Raw genomic sequence first — 21,028 nt, forward strand, 5'->3', positions numbered from 1 at the left:
GTTGAACCTATTCAGCGGCATCACGGCGCCGCGGGGAAGGGCTCTTCGCTGCAGCCTTGGACTTGCCTTTGGCCGGCGCCGCCTTGCCTGCGGGCTTCTCGGCAGAAGGAGCGGCTTTCTTCGCAGCAGCCTTCTTCGGCTTGGCGGCCGCTTTCTTTGCGGGCTTGGCCTCGGCCGATTTCTCTGCCGCAGCCTTGGCGGGCTTCGCCGCTTTGCGCCCTTTGGCGGTCTTGCCGCCGCCCTTGGCCGCGCGCTCGGCGAGAAGGGCAATCGCCTCTTCGACCGTCACGGCCGTCGGCTCTTTGCCCTTGGGTACGTTGGCGTTGATCTTGGCGTAGTTGATGTAGGGGCCATAGCGCCCCGAGAGCACCTGGATATTGCCGCCGCCATCCGGGTGCGCGCCGAGATCCTTGAGCACGGTCGGCTTGCCGCGCTGGAATCGGCTCTTGCCGCCACCCGCTGCCTTCTCGGCGAGGATGGTCACGGCGCGATTGAGGCCGATCGTGAAGACGTCCTCGACGGACTCGAGATTGGCGTACATGCCATCGTGCAGGATGAAAGGCCCGTAGCGGCCGAGCCCGGCGACGATCGGCTTCTGCGTCTCCGGGTGCAGTCCGACCTCGCGCGGCAGGCTCAGGAGCTGCAACGCCTTCTCGAGATCGACGCTCGCCGCATCGACGCCCTTGGGGATCGAGCTGCGCTTGGGCTTGTCTTCCTTGTCCTTGCCCTGTTCGCCGAGCTGCACATAAGCGCCGAAGCGGCCCGTCCGCAGCGTCACGGCAAGGCCTGTATCGGGATCATAGCCGAGCAGCTTGCCATCGGGGTTCGCCGCTTCCTCGCCATTGTTGTTGGTGTCGGCGAGCTGGCGCGTGAAGCGGCACTCGGGATAGTTCGAGCAACCGATGAAGGCGCCGAATTTGCCGGTCTTGAGCGAGAGGCGGCCTTCGCCGCAGCTCGGGCAGGCGCGCGGGTCCGAGCCATCGCCCTTGTCGGGGAAGATGTGGGGGCCCAGCAGCTCGTTCAGCGCTTCGAGGACATCGCTGACGCGCAGCTCCTTGGTCTCATCGACGGCGCCCGTGAAATCCTTCCAGAAATCGCGCAGGACCTGCTTCCAGTCGAGCTGGTGATCCGAGATGAGATCGAGCTTCTCCTCGAGATCGGCCGTGAAATCGTATTCGACATAGCGCTTGAAGAAGGCTTCGAGGAAGGCCGTGACGAGGCGGCCCTTGTCCTCGGGGATGAGTCGCTTTCGGTCGATGCGCACGTAGCCGCGATCTTCGAGCACGGCGAGCGTCGAGGCGTACGTCGAAGGCCGGCCGATGCCGAGCTCTTCCATCTTCTTGACGAGCGTCGCTTCCGTGTAGCGCGGCGGCGGCTCGGTGAAGTGCTGCTTGGCGTCGATGCCGCGGTCCTTGAGGTGATCGCCTTGGGCGAGCGGCGGCAGGCGGCGGCTCTCCTCGTCCTCCTCGTCGCGGCCCTCCTCGTAGAGTTTGAGGAAGCCATCGAAGAGCACGACGGAGCCGGTCGCGCGCAGGCCGTAGACCTTGCCGTCGCGCCCCTTGACCTCGATCTCGGCCGTCGTCTGCTCGAGCTCGGCGGACGCCATCTGGCTCGCGACCGCGCGCTTCCAGATCAGCTCATACAAGCGCGCCTGGTCGCGCTGGAGGTGACGCGCGACATGCTCGGGGCGGCGCGAGACGTCCGTCGGGCGGACGGCCTCGTGCGCCTCTTGGGCGTTCTTCGCCTTGGTCTTGTACTCGCGGATGAAGGGCGCGACGTAGCGCTTGCCGAGCGTGTCCTCGATCGAGCGGCGGATCGGCCCGATCGCCTCGGGAATGATCTGCACGCCGTCCGTTCGCATGTAGGTGATGAGGCCGACGGTCTCGCCGTCGATGTCGACACCTTCATACAGGCGCTGGGCGATGTTCATGGTCTGCTTGGCGGAGAAGCCGAGCTTGCGCGAGGCCTCCTGCTGCAGCGTCGAGGTCGTGAAGGGGGGCGCCGGATTGCGCCGCGTCGCCTTCTTGTCGACGGACGTGATGACGAAGTCGCCGTTCTCTATGGCGGCCTTGATCGCGTTCGCGGAGACGCCGTCCTTGATATCGAGCTTCTTGAGCGCCGTGCCGGCAATGGCGGTCAGGCGTGCGCGGACGTCCTCGCCCTTGGCCGTCGCGAGCAGGGCCTCGATCGTCCAGTATTCTTCTGTCTTGAAAGCCTCGATCTCGCGCTCGCGGTCGCATACGAGGCGCAGGGCCACGGACTGCACGCGGCCGGCCGAGCGCGAACCCGGCAGCTTGCGCCAGAGCACCGGCGAGAGCGTGAAGCCGACCAGGTAATCGAGGGCGCGGCGGGCGAGATAAGCCTCGACCAGCGGCGCGTCGATGGCGCGCGGGGCCTTCATGGCGTCCAGCACGGACTGCTTCGTCACGGCGTTGAAGGTCACACGCTCGATCGGCAGGCCCTTCTTGAGCGCCTTCTTCTCCTCCAGCACCTTCAGAATGTGCCAGGAGATGGCCTCGCCCTCGCGATCGGGGTCGGTGGCGAGAATGAGCTTGTCGGCGCCTTTCACGGCCGCGGCGATCTCGCGCACGACCTTCGCGGCGCGGCCATCCACGTCCCAATGCATCTCGAAGTCCTTATCCGGCTCGACCGAGCCGTCCTTGGACGGCAGGTCGCGGATATGGCCGTAGCTGGCGATGACCTTGAAGGCGGAGCCAAGGTACTTGTTGATCGCTTTGGCCTTGGCGGCCGACTCGACAATGACGATGTTCATTAGGTCCCAATGCCGCTTTTCGGGGTCCAACTGCCCGGGGGAACTCTCCGCGCCTCGGGCAGGACTGAGGCCGGTGATTGCGCGAGAACATGGGTGATGGCGCGGGGCCTGTCAAACTGTCCGGGCCGTTCCGGTCGGCTTCTCTCGCAATTAAGTATTATAAATCAATATATTAAATAAGTGCATCTGCGCGGCCGTCACATCGCCGCCCGGATGTGGACAATTCTTCGGAGGGAGCGATCTGCCTACTATTGGGATTGCTGAACAACCTTAGATTGTATAATATTCTCACTGCAACCAATATTGCGGTTGCCAGCCAGCCAAGGGGAGCAGCATCCGCTATGTCAGGTACATTGCATCACTTTTCGCCTGCAAACACGGCGCAGAACGATGCCGAGGCATCGGCTAAGCTCTCACGAGCCGATCAGCTCGAGTATCTGGCGGACCTCACCCTAGAGCTGAAGGAGATCGCAGACAATCTCGGCTGCGCCACCCTGGCCGGTGTCCTCGTCGTGGCTTACCGGGAAGCCGTGATCCAGGCCCAGCGCCGCTGAGCCCTCGGCGCGGCTCAGTCGGGCTTGAGGGCAACGAGCTGCGCACCCTGCTGCTCGATCCGCCCCGCGAGCGCCAGCTCCAGGAGCACGCCCCTGAGCGCGCGAACGGCGAGCCCCGTCGCCCGGGCGAGCTCGTCGATGGAGACAGGGGCCGGGCCGAGCGCCTGCAGCACCACGAGCTGGGCGGCCTCGTGAGGCAGAGAGGAGGGCAGATCCGCATCCTCGGCCGGCATGTGCTCCAGGATCGAGGCGCCGCCAGCTTCCATGCCCCGCGGCGCCAACCCCATTTGCGGTCGCAGGGCCTCCAGGACGTCCCCGGCCGACGTGACCAGCGTCGCCCCCTGCTTGAGGAGCATATTCGTGCCCTCGGCGCGCGGGTCGAGCGGATGGCCCGGCACGGCAAAGACCTCGCGCCCCTGGTCGGCGGCCCGCCGTGCCGTGATGAGCGAGCCGGAACGCGTCGCCGCCTCGACGACGACCACGCCCAGCGATAGCCCCGAGACAATGCGATTGCGCCGCGGGAAATCATTGCCCCGCGCCTTGAAGCCCGGCGGCTGCTCGCTGACGAGGCAGCCTTGGGCGGCGATCTCGGCGTGCAGCTTTTCGTGCTCGGGTGGGTAGATGTGATCGATGCCGCCCGCGAGGACGGCAATCGTGCCGGTCGCCAGGGCCGCTTCATGGGCGACGCCATCGATTCCGCGCGCGAGCCCGGAGACGACCAGCATGCCGGCCGCGCCGATGCCCGCCGCGAGCTGGCGCGCCATGGCACGTCCCGCAGCGGACGCATTGCGCGCGCCGACAATGGCGACAGTCGGTCCCGCCAGAAGCTCGGTGCGGCCCTTCACGTAGATCATCGGCGGTGGCACGCCTGCGTGCGCCAGTGCGGCGGGATAGCCCGGCTCGATCGTGAAGAGCGCGCGCGCCAATCTTGCGGGCAGCTTCCAGCTCGGCTTCGGCCTTGTCGCGCGGATAGACCTGCACGGGCAGTCTGCGCCCGCCGCGGCGCGAGAGATCGGGGAGGGCTGCGAGGGCCTTCTCGGCGCCGCCGCAGTGGTTGATGAGCTCGCGAAAGGTGACGGGGCCGACGTTTTCCGTGCGGATCAGGCGCAGGCAGGCGAGACGCTCGGCCTCTCCGAGCGCTGCGACCGGGAGAGGTGCCTTGCTTCCACCTGTTGGCCCGCTAGCCCTTCGCACCAATGCGGCTCTCCTCTCCCGCGAGGAGCCGCCGAATGTTCTCTCGGTGCTTCCAGAAAATCAGCGCGGAAATGATGGCGACGATCGGCACCACGAGCTGGCCGCCGACGACAGTGAAATAAATGAAGACGACGAATGTGCCGACCAGCGAGGAGAGCGACGAGTAGCGCGTGACGACCGCTACCGCGAGCCACGCCGCACAGAACACGAGCGCAGCGGGCCAGTAGGCGCCGAGCAACACACCGATGTACGTCGCGATGCCCTTGCCGCCTTTGAAACTTAGCCACACGGGAAACAAGTGCCCGATGACGGCGCCGAGCCCCGCTACCCAAGGCACGAGCAGAACTCCCAGCAAGCCGCTCGTGCCCTGGCCGGAGGACACGCCGTACGACGCGGCTATCCAGGCCGCGAGCACAACGGCGACCGTCCCCTTCAGCCCGTCGAACAGCAGCGTCAGAGCCGCAAGTTTCTTGTTGCCGGTTCTGAGGACGTTGGTCGCGCCGATACTCTTCGAACCGATCTCGCGCACATCACCAAGGCCGGCCGCGCGCGTCAGGATGAGCCCGAAAGGAATTGAGCCCAGCACATAGCCGAGCGCGAGCGCCGCCAGCGCGGGCAGGATGAGCGATGAGGACATCTCGGGCAGATCCGGTCAGTGAAGACAGCGTTGCGATGCAGGCTGTCAGGAACCGTACTGGTAGACCATGCGCCCGGCAACCATGGTTTTGAGCACGCGGCCCTGGAGCTTCTGCTCGTCGAACGGCGAGTTCTTCGAGCGCGAGCGGAGCTGCTCGCGATCGACGACCCAGGGCTGGCCGAGATCAAATAACAGGATATCGGCCGGCGCACCCTTCTCGAGGCGGCCACCCGGCAGACCCAGTAGCTTCGCCGGATTGATGGTCATGGCGCGCAGCAGGGGAAGGAGGCCGATCTCGTCGGAATGATAGAGGCGAAGCGCGGCAGCGAGCAGCGTCTCGAGGCCGATGGCGCCGTCGGCCGCTTCCGCGAACGGGCGGCGCTTCACGTCCGCATCCTGCGGGTCGTGGCTCGACACGATGACATCGATATCGCCGGCCGCCAGCGCGCGCACCATGGCGACGCGATCCTCCTCGGAACGCAATGGCGGGCGCACCTTGAAGAACGTGCGGTAGGAGCCGATGTCGTTCTCGTTGAGCGTCAGGTGATTGATCGAGACGCCGCAGCTCACGGGGAGCCCGCGCGACTTCGCAGCACGTACGACCGCGAGGCTTTCCGCGCATGAGATGGTCGATGCGTGATAGCGCCCACCCGTGATGCCGACGAGGCGCACGTCGCGTTCCAGCACGATCGTCTCGGCGGCCTTGTTTACGCCCTTGAGGCCGAGGCGCGTCGAGACCTCGCCCGAGTTCATGGCACCGCCCTCGGTGAGGTACGGATCCTCGGTATGGTGCATGATCAGCGCTTCGAAATCCTTCGAGTAGTTGAGCGCATTGCGCATCACGCTCGTATTCGCGATCGAGGATTTTCCATTCGAGAAGGCGACGGCGCCGGCGCGCTGCAGGAGCCCGATCTCGGCGAGCTCCTGGCCCTTGAGGCCCTTGGTCAGCGCGGCAATGATGTGGACATTGACGATCGCACGCTCGCGGGCGCGCCGCTGCACGTAGTCGACGAGCGCGACCTGATCGATGACCGGCTCGGTATCCGGCATGCACGCGATGGTCGTTACGCCTCCCGCAGCCGCGGCAAAGCTCGCGGTCTTGAGGGTCTCGCGATGCTCCTGGCCGGGGTCGCCGGTGTAGACTTGCGCGTCGATGAGGCCGGGGCAGAGAATGTGGCCGACGCAATCAATCACCGTTGCGCCTGGCGGCGCATTGCGTCGCAGATGCCCGCCGAGGTCGGCGATAACGCCATCCGATACGAGCAGCCCGCCCGGCTCGTCGCGTCCCGAGGCGGGGTCGATGATGCGGGCATTGATGAATACGGTGCTGGTGGCGGCTTCCGCGCCTGCCTTAGCACCATCCCTGCCAGTCGGCGACCTCACACTTGTACCTCGTCTTGCAAAATGGTCTGCAGTGCGGGCGCGTTAGCGCGCCTCAATGGTTCGGCAGATGGCGCGCCAGGGCTTCCAGCACGGCCATGCGCACGGCGACGCCCATCTCGACCTGCTCGCGAATGACGCTGCGCGAATGATCGGCGATCGTCGAGGCGATCTCGACACCGCGGTTCATCGGCCCCGGATGCATGATGAGCGCATCGGGCTTAGCGCAGTCGAGCTTTTCCTGGTCGAGCCCGAAGAAGTGATAGTACTCGCGCGAGGTCGGCACATAGTTACCTTCCATGCGCTCGCGCTGGAGGCGCAGCATCATGACGATGTCGCAGCCCTCGAGCCCCTTCCACATATCCGTGTAGACCTCGGCGCCGAGCCGCTCGATGCCGGGCGGCAGCAGGGTCGAGGGGGCGACGAGGCGGACCCGCGCGCCCATGGCGTTCAGCACGTGGATGTTCGAGCGGGCGACGCGCGAGTGAAGGATATCGCCGCAGATGGCGACCGTCAGTCCGGCGATCCGGCCCTTGGCGCGGCGGATGGTCAGCGCGTCGAGGAGTGCCTGCGTCGGATGCTCGTGCGCGCCGTCGCCGGCATTGATGACCGAGCAGTCGACCTTCTGTGCGAGCAGCTCGACGGCGCCCGCCGCGTGGTGGCGCACGACCAGCAGGTCGGGGCGCATGGCGTTGAGCGTCATCGCTGTATCGATCAGCGATTCGCCCTTCTGCACCGAGGACGTCGCGACGTGCATGTTCATGACGTCGGCGCCGAGGCGCTTTCCCGCGAGCTCGAATGACGCCTGCGTGCGCGTCGAGACCTCGAAGAACAGGTTGATGAGCGTGCGTCCGCGCAGGACGTCACGCTTTTTGCTCACCTGTCGATTGGTCTCGGCGGCCCGGTCGGCGAGATCGAGAAGGGAATTGATCTCTTGGGCGCTCAAACCCTCGCAAGTGAGGAGGTGGCGCCCGGGGAAGTAGAAAGACGCGTGTGCCTGTGTGTTCATTAAAGCCGGTCTTCTACGCCCCTCCCTCCAAGGGCGCAAGAGCCCCGCCCGCGACACGATCGCGAGACCCGTGGACAGCCGGGCATCATCGCGCGAGAATGCGCCGGATTTCGACCATTTAGGTGCCGGCGGGCCACACGCGGCCCCTACAACACACCCTGGAGCTGCATTCATGAAGCCGTTTAAGCTGGAGCGCGCCGAGTCGCAACGGCCCGCAGCCGCTGGCACATCTGCTGTTCCGGCGATGCTGGGTGCCTATCCTGCGGTCCGGATGCGGCGCAACCGCAAGAGCCATTGGTCGCGACGGCTCGTGGCCGAAAATGTGCTGACCACGGCGGATCTCATATGGCCGATCTTTCTCATGGACAGCGCCGAGGCGCGCACGCCCGTCGCGCACATGCCCGGTGTGGACCGGCTCAATATTGCCGAGGCCCAGCGGGCTGCCGAGGAGGCGGCCAAGCTCGGCATTCCGGCCGTTGCGCCCTTCCCCTATGTCGACCGGGCGCTCCGGGATCCGCGCGGCAGCGAGGCCGAGCGCGCCAACAATCTCATGTGCCGGGCCGTCCGCGCCATCAAGGAGGCCGTCCCCGAGATCGGCGTGATCACGGACGTCGCGCTCGACCCGTACACGAGCCACGGCCACGACGGGGTGCTCGACGACCGCGGCGTGATCCTCAATGACGAGACGGTCGGCATCCTCTGCCGCCAGGCGCTGGCGCTCGCTCATGCCGGCGTCGACTGCGTTGCCCCCTCGGACATGATGGACGGCCGCATTGGCGCCATCCGCACCGCGCTCGACGCTGCGGGCCACGACGAGGTGCAGATTCTCTCGTACGCGGCCAAATATGCCTCGGGCTTTTACGGGCCGTTCCGCGATGCGATCGGCACGAATGCGACGCTGATCGGCGACAAGCGCACCTACCAGATGGACCCCGCCAATTCGGACGAGGCCCTGCGCGAGGTTGGCCTCGATATTGCCGAGGGCGCCGACATGGTCATGGTCAAGCCGGGCATGCCCTACCTGGATATCGTGCGCCGCGTGAAGGATGCCTTCGGGGTGCCGACGTACGCCTATCAGGTGTCCGGCGAGTACGCGATGCTGAAGGCGGCGGCCCTCAATGGCTGGCTCGATGGTGACCGCGTCATGATGGAGGCGCTGCTCGCCTTCAAGCGCGCGGGCGCCGACGGCATCCTGACCTACTTCGCGCCCGAGGCGGCGCGAGCCCTCGCCGGGAAGTAATTTCGCCGCTCGACGGCCAATGAATGAGCGCGCCTAGTGTGATGATCGAGAAATTCGCCAGATCTCGCGGTACGGTATGGAGCGAATTTCTCGATCTGAATCACACTAGCAAGATTATGTTTCTAGTGTCCCTTTTGATTCCGAAGTTCGCTCGAGACACTAGCATCGAGGTATGGCGAACTTCGGAATCGGGACACTAGCGCCGTCAAATCGAGGAAACGCCCACGATGTCCGAGACCCAGTCTTCCGGCGCCAGCGATGTTGCGACCGCGCTCGCCATACTCCGCCAGCGCTTCGGCGAGCGTTTCCAGACGGGCGAAGCCGTGCGGCGTCAGCACGCCCACACACTCACATGGCTGCCGAACCAGCCGCCTGATGCGGTGGTCTGGCCGGACAACACCGAGGAAGTGCAGGACGTCGTGCGGATCGCCGGGACCCATCGCGTGCCGATCATTCCGTTCGGCGCCGGCACCTCGCTCGAAGGTCACTTGAATGCGCCGCGCGGCGGCATCTCGCTCGACTTCTCGCGCATGAACCGCATTCTCACGGTCAACGATCGTGATCTCGACGCGACCGTCGAAGCAGGCGTGTCGAGGAAGCAGCTCAATGATCACCTGCGCGACATGGGTCTCTTCTTCCCCGTCGATCCGGGCGCCGAGGAAGCGACCATCGGCGGCATGAGCGCGACCCGCGCCTCGGGCACGACCGCCGTGCGCTACGGCACCATGCGCGAGAACGTGCTGAACGTGACCGCGGTGATGGCGGACGGCTCCGTGATCCGCACGGCGCGCCGTGCGCGAAAGTCCTCGGCCGGCTATGACCTCACCAAGCTGTTCGTCGGCTCGGAGGGCACGCTCGGCATCATGACTGAGGTGACCGTCAAGCTCTACGGCATCCCGGAAAGCATCCTCTCCGCCGTTTGTCCCTTCGAGAGCGTCGAAGGTGCATGCAATTCCGTGATCATGGCCATCCAGCTCGGCCTCGGCCTTGCACGCATGGAGCTGATCGACGAGGCGACCGTTCGCATCCTCAATGAGCAGGCCAAGCTGAACCTGCCCGTGAAGCCCATGCTCTTCCTCGAGTTCCACGGCACGGAAGCCGGCACGCGCGATCAGGTGCGCATCTTCGAGGAGATCGCACGCGGCGAAGGCGCCATTGGCTTCGACTGGGCCGAGAAGGAAGAGGACCGTCGCCGCCTCTGGAAGGCGCGCCACGAGAGCTACTGGTCGGTGAAGACCGCGCACCCGGGCCGCGAAGCCATCGCGACGGACGTGTGCGTGCCCATCTCGCGGCTCGCCGAGTGCGTGGCCGAGACGCTCGATGACATTCGCGCGTCAGGTCTCAGCGCGCCGATCGTCGGGCACGTGGGTGATGGCAATTTTCACACCATGCCCATGGTCGACATGTCGAACCCGAAGGAGATCGCGGCCGCGGAGGTCCTGATCGAGAAGATGGCCAAGCGCGCCATCGCCATGGACGGTACATGCACCGGCGAGCACGGCGTCGGCCAGGGCAAGATCAAGTATCTCAAGGCCGAGCACGGCCCTGCGCTGGCTGCCATGCGTGCGGTCAAGCAGGCGCTCGATCCGCAGAACATTCTCAATCCCGGCAAGATCCTGCCGGCGGCATAATCGCACCTCCGGTGCGAGCGGGGCCTTGGCCCCGCACCCCAACCGGGGGACACCGCCGGACCCCCGTCTTTTATGAATTGGAGGGAGCGGCGAGCGCCCCCCTGTCCCTTCTCCCCGTCCTTTACGGGGAGAAGGTTAGGATGAGGGGCGGAAGCTTGTTCAAACCTCGACGTTTGCCGCCGCCCCTCACCCCGACCCTCTCCCCATTGAAGACAATGGGGAGAGGGGGAAGTGGGCGCGTCATACACTGCGCTGTCGCTCTGACCGCCGCGGGCATAGCGTTACGGCAGGAGGCGACAGCGCCTCTTCCCGGCAGCCCGCGGCACTAAAGCAAACCGCCGCCGCGGGCATAGCACCACTGGGGAATGCGAAGCACCCCTTCCCAGCAGCCTGCGGCACTAAAACAAAAGCTATCGCCGCACTTTCCGCTTGAGCTGCGCCGGGGTCATGACGCCCGTCGCGAGAATGACGGTGGCAAACAGCACGACGCCGAACGTGACGAGCGCCGCAAGCCCGCTCGCCTGAACCATGAGGCCCGCGCCAGTCCGCATCCACGGCTCGAGCACGATACCCGCGACGATGACGCCCGCGCCCATGAGCACGCTCGCGAGCGCGATCAGCGGCACGTTCCGTGCGAGGCGGTTGTCGATGATGAAATGTCCACGATGCTTGAGCGTGCCCCAAAGCATGACGGCGTTGACCCACGCGGCGATCGACGTCGCGAGCGCGATGCCGACGTGCGGCATGAAACCCGCAGCCTTGAAGCCGAAGAACAGAATGATGGAGCCCGCGGCATTGAGCACGAGGTTCACGCCCGCATAGCGCATGGGCGTTTTGGTGTCCTCATGCGCGAAGAAGCCCGGCTGCAAAACTTTGATGAGCACGAAGGCCGGCAGCCCGATGGCAAAGGCGGCGAGCGCCCACGCTGTGGCCTGCGTATCGTCGTGCGTGAAGGCGCCACGCTCGAAGAGCACGCGGATGATCGGCTCGGCGGCGACGAGCAGCGCCACTGCGGCCGGCAGCGTGAGCAGGAGCGCGAGCTCCATGCTGCGGTTCTGGCTGTCCATGGCGGCGGTGTGATTGCCAGCGCCGAGATGGCGCGAGAGATCAGGGAGCAGCACCACGCCGATCGCAACGCCGACAATGCCGAGCGGGAGCTGATAGAGGCGGTCGGCATAGTAGAGATAGGAGACGGCACTCGCTTCGAGCGAGGCGATGATCGTGCCGACCACGATGTTGATCTGCGTGATGCCGCCGGCAATCAACCCCGGAATGCCGAGCGCGAGGAGGCGCCGTACGCCTTCGGTCATGCGCGGAAGCCGCAGACGGAGCGCGAAGCCGGCGCGCTTCGCCGCAATCCAGAGCATGGCGAGTTGGAGGATACCAGCGGCGAACACGCCCCAGACGAGCAGATAGCCGGCGGCTGGATCATTGTGATAGCCGCGCCAGTGCGCGATCAGCATGACGGCGACGAGCACGGCATTGAGCACGATCGGCGCCGCGGCGGCGGCCATGTAGCGGTGCAGTGAATTGAGCAGGCCCGAGAGCAGCGCGACGAGCGACATGCACATGAGATAAGGGAAGGCGATCCGCGTCAGCGCTGTCGCCAGATCGAGTTTCTCAGGCTCGGTGGCGAATCCCGGCGCGAGGCCGAGCACGAGCCAGGGCATGGCGATCTGGGCGATCGCGGTCACCAGCAGCAACACGGCGAAGAGCCCTGCGAGAGCTTCCTCGGCAAAAGCGTGCGCGGATCCATTGCCGTCGGCTTCGAGGCGCTTGGCAAAGAGCGGCACGAAGGCGGCATTGAATGCACCCTCCGCGAAGAGCCGCCGGAAGAGGTTCGGCATTCGGAAGGCGACGACGAAGGCGTCGGCGATCATGCCGGTGCCGAGCACGGCGGCGATCAGGATGTCGCGCAGGAAGCCGAGGACACGGCTCACCATGCTGAGCCCGCCGACCGTCGCGAAGGCGCTGTAGAGTCTCATGGGGCGCTGGATTGATCCGGTGGGGGTGCTCTCAGGCCGGTTGCTCGCCTGCAAGCACATGAATCAGTCGCGCCCGGATGGCTTCCTGGCGCTGGGGAGAGGTGATCTTCCTCCTGGTGAGATCAGTCACGTAGAATGTATCCACGGCCTTCTCGCCGAAGGTTGTGATGTGCGCCGAGTTGATGTCGAGATTGAGGTCGGAAAGCGCCGTCGTGACGTCATAGAGCAGGCCCGGCCGGTCGAGGCCGGACACCTCGATGACGGTGAAATGATCGGAGACGACATTGTCGATGACGACCTCGGGCTCGACGGTGAACGTGTTGATGATCGACGGCGCCGCCATCTTCTTCGCCATGAGCGCGCTGAGGCGCACCTCGCCACGCAGCAGCTTTTCGATGGTATCTGCGATGCGGGTCGCGCGCCGGCGCTCGTCATCCTCGTGCTCGAAGGCGCGCTGGAGAAGGAATGTATCGAGGGCGAAACCGTCCCGCGTCGAGGCAATATAGGCGCCGACGATGTTTGCGCCGGCTGCCGCGCAGGCTCCTGCGAAGAGCGAGAGCACGCGGGGATGGTTCGGCGCGAGCAGCGAGAGCTCGGATACGGCCGTGAAGGCATTGGTCGTGAAGTTCGTGCCGAACTTCTTTCCCGCGGCCTCGGTCTGCGCCATGAGCTGCATGTGCTCGACCTGCTTCGGCAGCGAGGTCTTGACCCAGTAGTCACCGTACTGGCGCTCGACGAAGGCCTGCACGCGATCTGCAGGCTCGTTACTGGCCTCTTTGCGGAAGGCTGCAATGGCGGTGTCCACCCGCTCGCTGAGCGCGACGGGTTGATAGGCGCCCGACAAGAGCGGCTCGGTCGCATAGTAGAGCGAGCGCAGGAGCTGACCCTTCCAGCCATTCCACGTGCTCGGACCCACGGCGCGGATGTCGGCGACCGTCAGCAGCAGCAGCAGGCGCAGGCGTTCGACGCTCTGCATGGTCTCGGCAAAATCGCGGATCGTCTTCGGGTCGGCAATGTCGCGGCTCTGCGCGATGTTGCTCATGAGGAGGTGGTTCTCGATGAGCCAGGCGACGAGCTCGGTCTCGGCGTCACTGAGGCCGAGGCGCGGACAAATTTTGCGCGCGATGCGGGCGCCGACGATCGAGTGATCCTCGTCGCGGCCCTTGCCGATGTCGTGGAGAAAGGCAGCCACGTAGAGCACGCGACGGTTGACGACGGTCTTGAAGATGTTGTGCGAGAGCGGGTGCTTGTCCGCGCTCTCGCCGCGCTCGATCTCCGAGACGACGCCGACCGTGCGGATGAGATGCTCGTCCACCGTGTAATGGTGGTAGAGGTTGAACTGCATCATCGCGACAACGCGGCCGAACTCGGGGATCATGCGGCCGAGCACGCCCGCCTCGTTCATGCGCCGCAGTGTCACCTCGGGCGTGCCGCGCGCTGTCATGAGCCCGAGCAGGATGCGGTTGGCTTCCGGATCATTGCGCAGCTTGTCGTCGATGAGGCGCAGCGACTGACGAATGAGGCGGATGGCCTGCGGGTGCAGCAGCGAGCCCGTTTCCTCGACTTGCGCGAAGTAGCGGATCAGATTGACCGGGTCGCGGCGGAAGACTTCCGGGTCAGCGACGTTCAGGCGGCCGTTGTCGATGCGAAAGGCGGTCGTGCGGCGCACGCGGCGGCGCATGCGCCAGCCCATGGGATCGAGGAGCGCATCGAGCCGCGGCGAGAGCTTGAGCTGCTGCACCTCGAGCCACGCGCACAGGATCGTCGTCAGGTCGCCGACGTCCTTGGCGACCATGAAGTAGTGCTTCATGAAGCGCTCGACGGCTTTGAGGCCGAGGCGGCTCGCGTAGCCGAGAATGGCGGCGAGCTGCGGCTGGTACTCGAAGGTCAGCCGCTCCTCGGGCCGGCCCGTGAGAAAGTGCAGGTGACAGCGCACGGTCCAGAGGAAATCTTCGCAGCGCCGGAAAGTCGCCTGCTCCTCGGCCGTGAAGATCGGCTGGACGATCGGATCGCCGACGCCGGGGCCGCCGGCAAGATACTTCGCCAGCCAGTACAGCGTGTGCAGGTCGCGCAGGCCGCCCTTGCCGTCCTTGATGTTCGGCTCGACGCGGTAGCGCGAGGCGCCCGCGCGCTGATGGCGGGTCGCCCGCTCGGCGAGCTTGGCTTCGATGAAGGCGCGCTCGCCGCCCTTGACGACCTCGTCGCTGAAGCGGCGCACGAGCTCATCGAACAGCGGCCGGTCGCCGAGGATGTAGCGAGCATCGAGCAGCGCCGTGCAGATGGTCACGTCCGCGCGCGCGAGCTGCAGGCATTGGTCGACGGTGCGCGTCGCGTGGCCGACCTTCAGGCGCAGATCCCAGAGAATGTAGAGAATGTATTCGACGACGCTCTCGCCCCAGGGCGTCTGCTTGTAGGGCAGCAGGAACAGGAGATCGATGTCGGAGCCCGGCGCCAGCATGGCGCGGCCATAGCCGCCGGTCGCGACGATGGTGAGCCGCTCCGTATCCGCGGGATTGTTGCTGCGATAGACGTGCGCGCGTGTGTAGTCGAAGATGAGCGCGATGAGCTCGCCCATGAACGTGGACAGGCCCTCGGCACAGCGGCGACCCTTGCCGTCGTGCAGGAGCTGCGCGCGGGCGCTCTCGCGTGCGCCGACCATGAGCTCGCGCAGACGCTCGACAACGGCCGCCCGCGCCAGCTCGGCGCTCTCGTCATGGGCGCGGAAGATGGCCGTCAGCTCGTGGCGGAGCGCGGTGGGGTCGAAATAGGGCGGATCGGGCAGCCGGTGGGCTTCCCGCTCTGGGGCCAGCGCATCCTTGACCAGAGTATCCATGCGGTCCGCTCTTGCGGCCCGATCGCGTACAGAGCCGTGCACCACGACCGCGCCAGCCGCGCCCGAATCGCTCAGGCGCCGTTCATCATACAACTCATGGGCGGGCATAGCGTATTTCAGCCCGCGCGGGAATAGGCAGGGCTGACAGGTTTAGGGGGCTTACGGATGATCGCGCGGGGGAGTGCGTGCGGATCGCTCCGGGCCCGGAGCGCGCGAAAAGGAAACAGAGGTTGAATTGAGGCCAGCAAAAACTGGGCTGTGGATTGTCCTGTTCCCGCGGAAACAGCCAGACGGGCTACGCGTTGGCACAACAGAACCAAGCCCGGAGGTGTGCACGAGTCCTGGGCGAGCCACCGACCCCGTAAAGCCCCCCGGAGGAGGCCATGCGCAAGCCCGCCCGTGCCATCACTGCCGACGAATACATCCGCCGTATTGATCGCTTGCTCCTGATCACAAGCACCGTGGTCGTCGTGCTCGCGGCCAGCCTCTTTGCTCAGATGACGTGACCTCGCCGTGTGGTGCTCAGCGGCCTGCCATCTGCCTGAGGCGATAGAGGGCCTCCAGCGCTTCCTTGGGGCTCATATCATCGGGATTGAGAGCGGCCACGGCTTCCGCGACCGGGTTTGCTCCCGCGGGCTGTGAAGCCGGTGATGTCGGGCGAGCGGCAGCAAAGAGCGGGAGGTCGTCGAGCGCCGGCGCGGCCCCCTCTGATCGGCGGTCATTCTTTTCCAGAAGCGCGAGCACCTCGCCCGCGCGCGAGATCACCGGGCTTGGAAGGCCAGCAAGCTTGGCAACCTGGATGCCATAGCTGCGGTCGGCGGCGCCCGCGCGGACCTTGTGCAGGAAGACGATCTCGTCATTCCACTCCTTGACCTCGATCGTGGCATTCGCCACCTCGGCGAGGCGGCCGGAGAGCGCCGTCAGCTCGTGATAGTGCGTCGCGAACAGCGCGCGGCAGCGGCAGACATCATGCAGGTACTCGACGGTCGCCCAGGCAATGGAGAGGCCGTCGAAGGTTGCCGTTCCGCGGCCGATCTCGTCCAGAATGACGAGGCTTCGTTCGCCGGCCTGATTGAGAATGGCTGCCGTCTCGATCATCTCGACCATGAAGGTCGAGCGACCGCGCGCAAGATCATCGGCGGCGCCAACGCGCGAGAAGAGGCGGTCGACAATGCCGATGCGCACGCGCCGCGCCGGCACGAATGATCCCATCTGCGCGAGGACGGTGATCAGCGCATTCTGGCGCAGGAAGGTCGACTTGCCGGCCATGTTCGGCCCGGTGACGAGCCAGATGCGCCCTGTCGCAGCATCCTCGAGGCCCGTGCCGTCATTGCCGAGCACGCAGTCGTTCTCGACGAACGGGCCGGTCTTCGCCGCGCGGAGCGCCTGCTCGACCACGGGATGACGGCCGCCCTCGATCACGAGGGAGGTGCTCTCGTCCAGCTCCGGGCGGACGTAGTTGTCTTCCTCTGCCAGCTCCGCGAGGCCTGCCGCGACATCGATCTCGGCGAGAGCCTCGGCGAGCCTCGCGAGCGCCTGCTCCTCGGCGGCAATGGCGCGGGCGAGATCGTTGAAAACTTCCTGCTCGATAGCGAGCGCGCGCTCGGCGGCCCCTGCGATGCGGCCCTCGACCTCGACCAGCTCGGCAGTCGTGAAGCGGACGGCGTTCGCCATGGTCTGGCGATGGTTGAAGGTCTCGGAAAGAGGCTCCGCAAGCATGGGCCGCGCGCTCTGCGCGCCGACCTCGATATAGAAGCCGAGAATATTGTTGTGGCGGACTTTGAGCGTCTTGATGCCGGTTTGCTCGACGTATTTGGCTTCAAGCGAAGTCATGACGCGGCGGCTGTCGTCGCGGAGCGCCTGCGCCTCGTCGAGATCGGCGCGAAAGCCCGCACGGACAAAACCGCCATCGCGGCGCTGATGCCCCGGCGTATCGACGAGCGCGCGCGTGAGCAGATCGGCGAGCGTTTCCTGCCCACTGCCGAGACTTTCAACGGCGCGCGCCAGTTCTGCGGGGAGCCCGATGGCGCCCGCCGCCGTCCCGAGAATGGCGCCGCACTGCTTTGCAGCTCCGAGCGCGTCGCGCACGGCGGCGAGATCGCGCGGATCGCCGCGACCTAGTGCCAGGCGCGATGCGGCGCGTGCGACATCGGGCGCACCCTTGAGAGCTTCGCGCAGGGTCTCCCGCGCTTGCGGCTCCGCGATCAGAAAGGCAATGGCATCGAGCCGCGCACCGATCTTGGCGGCATCGCGCAGCGGGCTTGCGAGGCGATTGGCGAGCTCCCGCGCACCGGGGCCTGTCACCGTCCGGTCGATGGCGGAGAGGAGACTTCCCTCGCGCTCGCCGCGCGTCGAGCGCAGCAATTCGAGACTGTTCCGCGTCGCGGCGTCGATGACCAGCGTCGTCGCTGGTCCCGTGCGCCGTGGCGGCCGCAGCACCGGCCGCGCGCCGATCTGCGTGAGGTCGACATACTTGAGAAGTGCGCCGACAGCCGCCAACTCGGTGCGTGAGAACGTGCCGAACCCATCGAGCTCGGCCACGCCGAGGCGCTCGCGCAAGGTCCGCTCGCCGCCCATGCTGTCGAAGAACGACGTCGCCAGCGGCGTCAGTGCTGTTCCCGTGTGATCGGCGCAGGCGACGATCGTCTTGTCGTCCATGAGCCGGTCGGGGAGCAGGATCTCGCCGGACGCGAGACGCACCAGCTCGCCCGCGAGATCCGCAGCCGGCACGCTCGCGATCTCGAACTCGCCTGTCGAGATATCGAGCGAGGCAAGGGCGTGGCCGCTGTCGGCACCAGCAGATGCGAACAGCGCCGTCAGGTAATTGCGCGCACGCGCATCGAGGAGCGTGTCCTCGGTCAGCGTGCCTGGAGTCACGAGGCGCACGACATCGCGCTTCACGACAGCCTTCGAGCCGCGCTTCCTGGCTTCAGCCGGATCCTCGAGCTGCTCGCAGACGGCGACGCGGTAGCCCTTGCGAATGAGCTTCTGCAGATAGTCGTCGGCGCGATGCACGGGCACGCCGCACATGGGAATGTCCTGGCCGAGGTGCTTGCCACGCTTGGTCAGGACGATGCCCAGCGCCTGCGAGGCGACGACCGCATCATCGAAGAACAGCTCGTAGAAGTCGCCCATCCGGTACCAGAGGATGCTGTCCGGATTGGCCGCCTTGATCTCCAGGAACTGCGCCATGGACGGCGTGACGTCGCCGACGGGCGCGCGCACCTCCTCGGTGTTCGGCGGTGCGGCATCCTGCCCGTCGTCCTCGCTGCTGCCGCTTTTCGCGCGTCGTGCCATCCCGTTGCCGCCCCCGGCTGCTCCCCGTCCCGACCACATGGCGCCCTGGTCGTCCCGACCACATGGCGCATGGTGCAGTGCGAGGCAAGTGGCGAGTTGTGCACAGCCTGTGCGCGGCTTATCGTCCAAGGGAAATTTAGCGATCAACTGCGCCGCATTGCTCGGGGGCTACCGGCCCTCGAGGCAATCACGTGGGCGCACAAGAGACGGGGAAATGCCCTCATGGCCGCCGACACGCCCGCGATCAAATTTACCGCCGACGACGCGCTCCGTTTCCACTCCGAGGGCAAGCCCGGCAAGCTCGAGATCACGCCGACCAAGCCGCTCACGACCCAGCGCGACCTCTCGCTCGCCTATTCGCCGGGCGTCGCCGTGCCGGTGCTCGCGATCGCCGAGGACAAGACGCGTGCCTACGACTACACGAACAAGGGCAATCTCGTGGCGGTGGTCTCGAACGGGACCGCCATCCTCGGCCTCGGCAATCTCGGTGCACAGGCCTCGAAGCCGGTCATGGAAGGCAAGGGCGCGCTCTTCAAACGCTTTGCCGATATCGACGCCATGGATCTGCTCGTCGACACGCAGGATGTCGACGCTTTCATCAATGCCGTGCGCTATCTGGGACCGAGCTTCGGCGGCATCAATCTCGAGGACATCAAGGCGCCGGACTGCTTCGTGATCGAGGAGCGGCTCAAGGAGCTGCTCGACATTCCTGTCTTCCACGACGACCAGCACGGCACGGCGATCATCGCGGCCGCCGGTCTCATCAACGCCCTCGAATTGACCGGCCGCAATATCTCGACCTTCAAGCTCGTCGTGAACGGTGCCGGCTCGGCGGGTATTGCCTGTCTCGACCTGCTCGTCGCCATGGGCATGCCGCGCGAGAACATCCTGCTCTGCGATACCAAGGGGGTCATCTACCAGGGCCGCAAGGATGGCATGAACCAGTGGAAGTCCACTTATGCCGTCAAGACATCGGCGCGCACGCTCGACGACGCCATGAAGGGGGCTGACGCCTTCTTCGGACTCTCGGCGAAGGGCGCGGTGACGCAAGCGATGGTACAGAGCATGGCGCCGCAACCGATCATCTTCGCCATGGCCAATCCCGATCCCGAGATCACGCCGGAGGAGATCCACGCCGTGCGTTCCGATGCGATCATCGCGACGGGCCGCTCGGACTATCCGAACCAGATCAACAACGTTCTCGGCTTTCCCTTCATCTTCCGTGGCGCGCTCGACGTCAGGGCGCGCGAGATCAACACCGAGATGAAGATCGCGGCGGCGCGCGCTCTCGCGGAGCTCGCACGCGAGGAAGTGCCCGATCAGGTGGCTGCCGCGCTCTACGGCCGCCGGCCGACCTTCGGGCCCGAGTACATCATTCCAGCCCCGTTTGACCCGCGCCTCATTACGTCGGTGCCGCCGGCCGTGGCGCGCGCGGCTGTGGAAAGTGGCGTCGCGCGCACGACGCTCGCCGATGGCAGCGCCTATGTTTCACGGCTCAGGGGCCGCCTCGATCCCATGGCGGGCTGGCTCACCGCGACGCTCGAAAAGGCGCGCAACAACCCCAAGCGCATCATCTTCGCCGAGGGCGAGGAGCCGGCTGTCATCCGCGCCGCCAATGCTTACCTCAATCAGGGCTACGGCACGCCGCTCCTCGTCGGCACCACCGACACGGTGAAGGCAAACTTCAAAGAGCTCGGTGTGCGCCTCAAGGACGAGTTCCAGCTCTTCGATACGCGCCGTTCACCCTACACGGCGCAGTTCACCGACTACCTCTACGCGCGCCTGCAGCGCCACGGGTATCTGAGGCGCGACTGCGAGCGTCTCGTGCTCAACGAGCGCAATGTCTTCGCCGCCCTGATGGTCGTGCACGGCCATGCCGATGCCATGGTCTCGGGCGTCACGCGCAACTGGAGCAGCGTCTTCCAGGATGTGCAGCGCGTGATCGATCCGAAGCCGGGCCGCCGGGTCGTCGGCGTATCGCTGGCCCTCTGCCGCGGACGCGCGGTGCTCGTTGCGGACACGAGCGTCACGGATATGCCGACAGGCGAGCAGGTTGCCTACATCGCCATCGAGGCCGCGCGTGCAGCCCGCAGCTTCGGCATGGAGCCGCGCGTCGCCATGATCGCCTACTCGAACTTCGGCCAGCCGCGCGGCGAGCGCTCGGATCAGATGATCGAGGCTGTGCGCATTCTCGACGAGCGTGGCGTCGATTTCGAGTACGACGGTGAAATGTCGGCCGACGTGGCGCTCAATCCCGAGCTGCGCCGGCTCTATCCCTTCTGCCGGCTCACGGACACGGCCAACGTGCTGGTCATGCCTGCCTTCCACGCGGCGTCCATTTCCACCAGAATGCTCAAGGAGCTTGGCGGCGCGACGGTGCTCGGTCCGATCCTGACAGGTCTCTCGCATCCCGTGCAGATCTGTCAGCTCGGGGCCATGGACAACGACATCCTGCCCATTGCGGCGCTTGCGGCCTGCAACATCGGGGCGTGATC

At 66.0% G+C, this 21,028-nt stretch carries 13 protein-coding genes and 1 pseudogene; 5 read left to right on the forward strand and 9 right to left on the reverse strand.

Annotated features, from left to right (window positions below; all coding sequences use genetic code 11):
- Nucleotides 1–7: 7 nt before the first annotated feature.
- Nucleotides 8–2,773 (reverse strand): type I DNA topoisomerase, encoded by a 2,766-nt coding sequence (gene topA, locus CS1BSM3_RS19585; RefSeq protein WP_072389761.1) that lies wholly within the window; start codon nucleotides 2,771–2,773, stop codon nucleotides 8–10.
- Between the two features lie 341 nt (nucleotides 2,774–3,114).
- Here topA and CS1BSM3_RS19590 point away from each other — a divergent pair, with 341 nt between their 5' ends.
- Complete coding sequence (locus CS1BSM3_RS19590) at nucleotides 3,115–3,327, forward strand: hypothetical protein (RefSeq protein ID WP_072389764.1); 213 nt, start codon at nucleotides 3,115–3,117, stop codon at nucleotides 3,325–3,327.
- Between the two features lie 14 nt (nucleotides 3,328–3,341).
- Here CS1BSM3_RS19590 and dprA read toward each other — a convergent pair whose 3' ends face one another.
- The 5 genes and pseudogenes from dprA to CS1BSM3_RS19610 form a co-directional block, all read right to left on the reverse strand.
- The gene (gene dprA / locus CS1BSM3_RS19595) at nucleotides 3,342–4,253 is read right to left on the reverse strand and encodes a DNA-processing protein DprA (protein ID WP_348532910.1); all 912 of its coding nucleotides are present in this window, start codon (nucleotides 4,251–4,253) and stop codon (nucleotides 3,342–3,344) included.
- Nucleotides 4,254–4,323: 70 nt separating this feature from the next.
- Nucleotides 4,324–4,521 (reverse strand): annotated as a pseudogene (locus CS1BSM3_RS28890) (DNA-protecting protein DprA); the annotation flags it as partial.
- Nucleotides 4,508–5,158 carry a glycerol-3-phosphate 1-O-acyltransferase PlsY gene (gene plsY / locus CS1BSM3_RS19600; RefSeq protein ID WP_072389767.1) on the reverse strand — a complete coding sequence of 217 codons (651 nt, stop codon included), beginning with the start codon at nucleotides 5,156–5,158 and terminating at the stop codon, nucleotides 4,508–4,510. The gene plsY and the pseudogene CS1BSM3_RS28890, both read right to left, overlap by 14 nt.
- 45 nt (nucleotides 5,159–5,203) lie before the next feature.
- Nucleotides 5,204–6,541, reverse strand: a complete 1,338-nt coding sequence (locus tag CS1BSM3_RS19605) for a dihydroorotase (protein ID WP_083528743.1) — start codon at nucleotides 6,539–6,541, stop codon at nucleotides 5,204–5,206.
- Between the two features lie 52 nt (nucleotides 6,542–6,593).
- Entirely contained in the window at nucleotides 6,594–7,547 is a 954-nt protein-coding gene (locus CS1BSM3_RS19610; protein WP_072389770.1) for an aspartate carbamoyltransferase catalytic subunit, read from the reverse strand.
- 244 nt (nucleotides 7,548–7,791) lie between these two features.
- Between CS1BSM3_RS19610 and hemB the strand changes: the two genes are divergently transcribed.
- The gene (gene hemB / locus CS1BSM3_RS19615) at nucleotides 7,792–8,787 is read left to right on the forward strand and encodes a porphobilinogen synthase (protein ID WP_072394104.1); all 996 of its coding nucleotides are present in this window, start codon (nucleotides 7,792–7,794) and stop codon (nucleotides 8,785–8,787) included.
- Nucleotides 8,788–9,014: 227 nt separating this feature from the next.
- Complete coding sequence (locus tag CS1BSM3_RS19620) at nucleotides 9,015–10,418, forward strand: FAD-binding oxidoreductase (RefSeq protein WP_072389773.1); 1,404 nt, start codon at nucleotides 9,015–9,017, stop codon at nucleotides 10,416–10,418.
- A 410-nt stretch (nucleotides 10,419–10,828) separates the two neighbouring features.
- Here the strand turns inward: CS1BSM3_RS19620 and murJ are convergent, their stop codons facing one another.
- Both murJ and CS1BSM3_RS19630 read right to left on the reverse strand, forming a co-directional pair.
- Nucleotides 10,829–12,403 (reverse strand): murein biosynthesis integral membrane protein MurJ, encoded by a 1,575-nt coding sequence (gene murJ, locus CS1BSM3_RS19625; protein WP_072389776.1) that lies wholly within the window; start codon nucleotides 12,401–12,403, stop codon nucleotides 10,829–10,831.
- Nucleotides 12,404–12,434: 31 nt separating this feature from the next.
- Complete coding sequence (locus CS1BSM3_RS19630) at nucleotides 12,435–15,236, reverse strand: [protein-PII] uridylyltransferase (RefSeq protein ID WP_072394107.1); 2,802 nt, start codon at nucleotides 15,234–15,236, stop codon at nucleotides 12,435–12,437.
- A gap of 383 nt (nucleotides 15,237–15,619) precedes the next feature.
- Between CS1BSM3_RS19630 and CS1BSM3_RS28830 the strand changes: the two genes are divergently transcribed.
- Entirely contained in the window at nucleotides 15,620–15,742 is a 123-nt protein-coding gene (locus tag CS1BSM3_RS28830; protein WP_280174762.1) for a hypothetical protein, read from the forward strand.
- 16 nt (nucleotides 15,743–15,758) lie between these two features.
- Here CS1BSM3_RS28830 and mutS read toward each other — a convergent pair whose 3' ends face one another.
- Nucleotides 15,759–18,533 carry a DNA mismatch repair protein MutS gene (mutS, locus tag CS1BSM3_RS19635; RefSeq protein ID WP_072389779.1) on the reverse strand — a complete coding sequence of 925 codons (2,775 nt, stop codon included), beginning with the start codon at nucleotides 18,531–18,533 and terminating at the stop codon, nucleotides 15,759–15,761.
- Nucleotides 18,534–18,755: 222 nt separating this feature from the next.
- On the opposite strand from mutS, the gene CS1BSM3_RS19640 reads away from it, so the two are divergent.
- The gene (locus tag CS1BSM3_RS19640) at nucleotides 18,756–21,026 is read left to right on the forward strand and encodes an NADP-dependent malic enzyme (protein WP_072389782.1); all 2,271 of its coding nucleotides are present in this window, start codon (nucleotides 18,756–18,758) and stop codon (nucleotides 21,024–21,026) included.
- The last annotated feature ends 2 nt before the right edge of the window (nucleotides 21,027–21,028 follow it).

This window comes from Hyphomicrobium sp. CS1BSMeth3 (assembly GCF_900117415.1).
Lineage (GTDB): Bacteria > Pseudomonadota > Alphaproteobacteria > Rhizobiales > Hyphomicrobiaceae.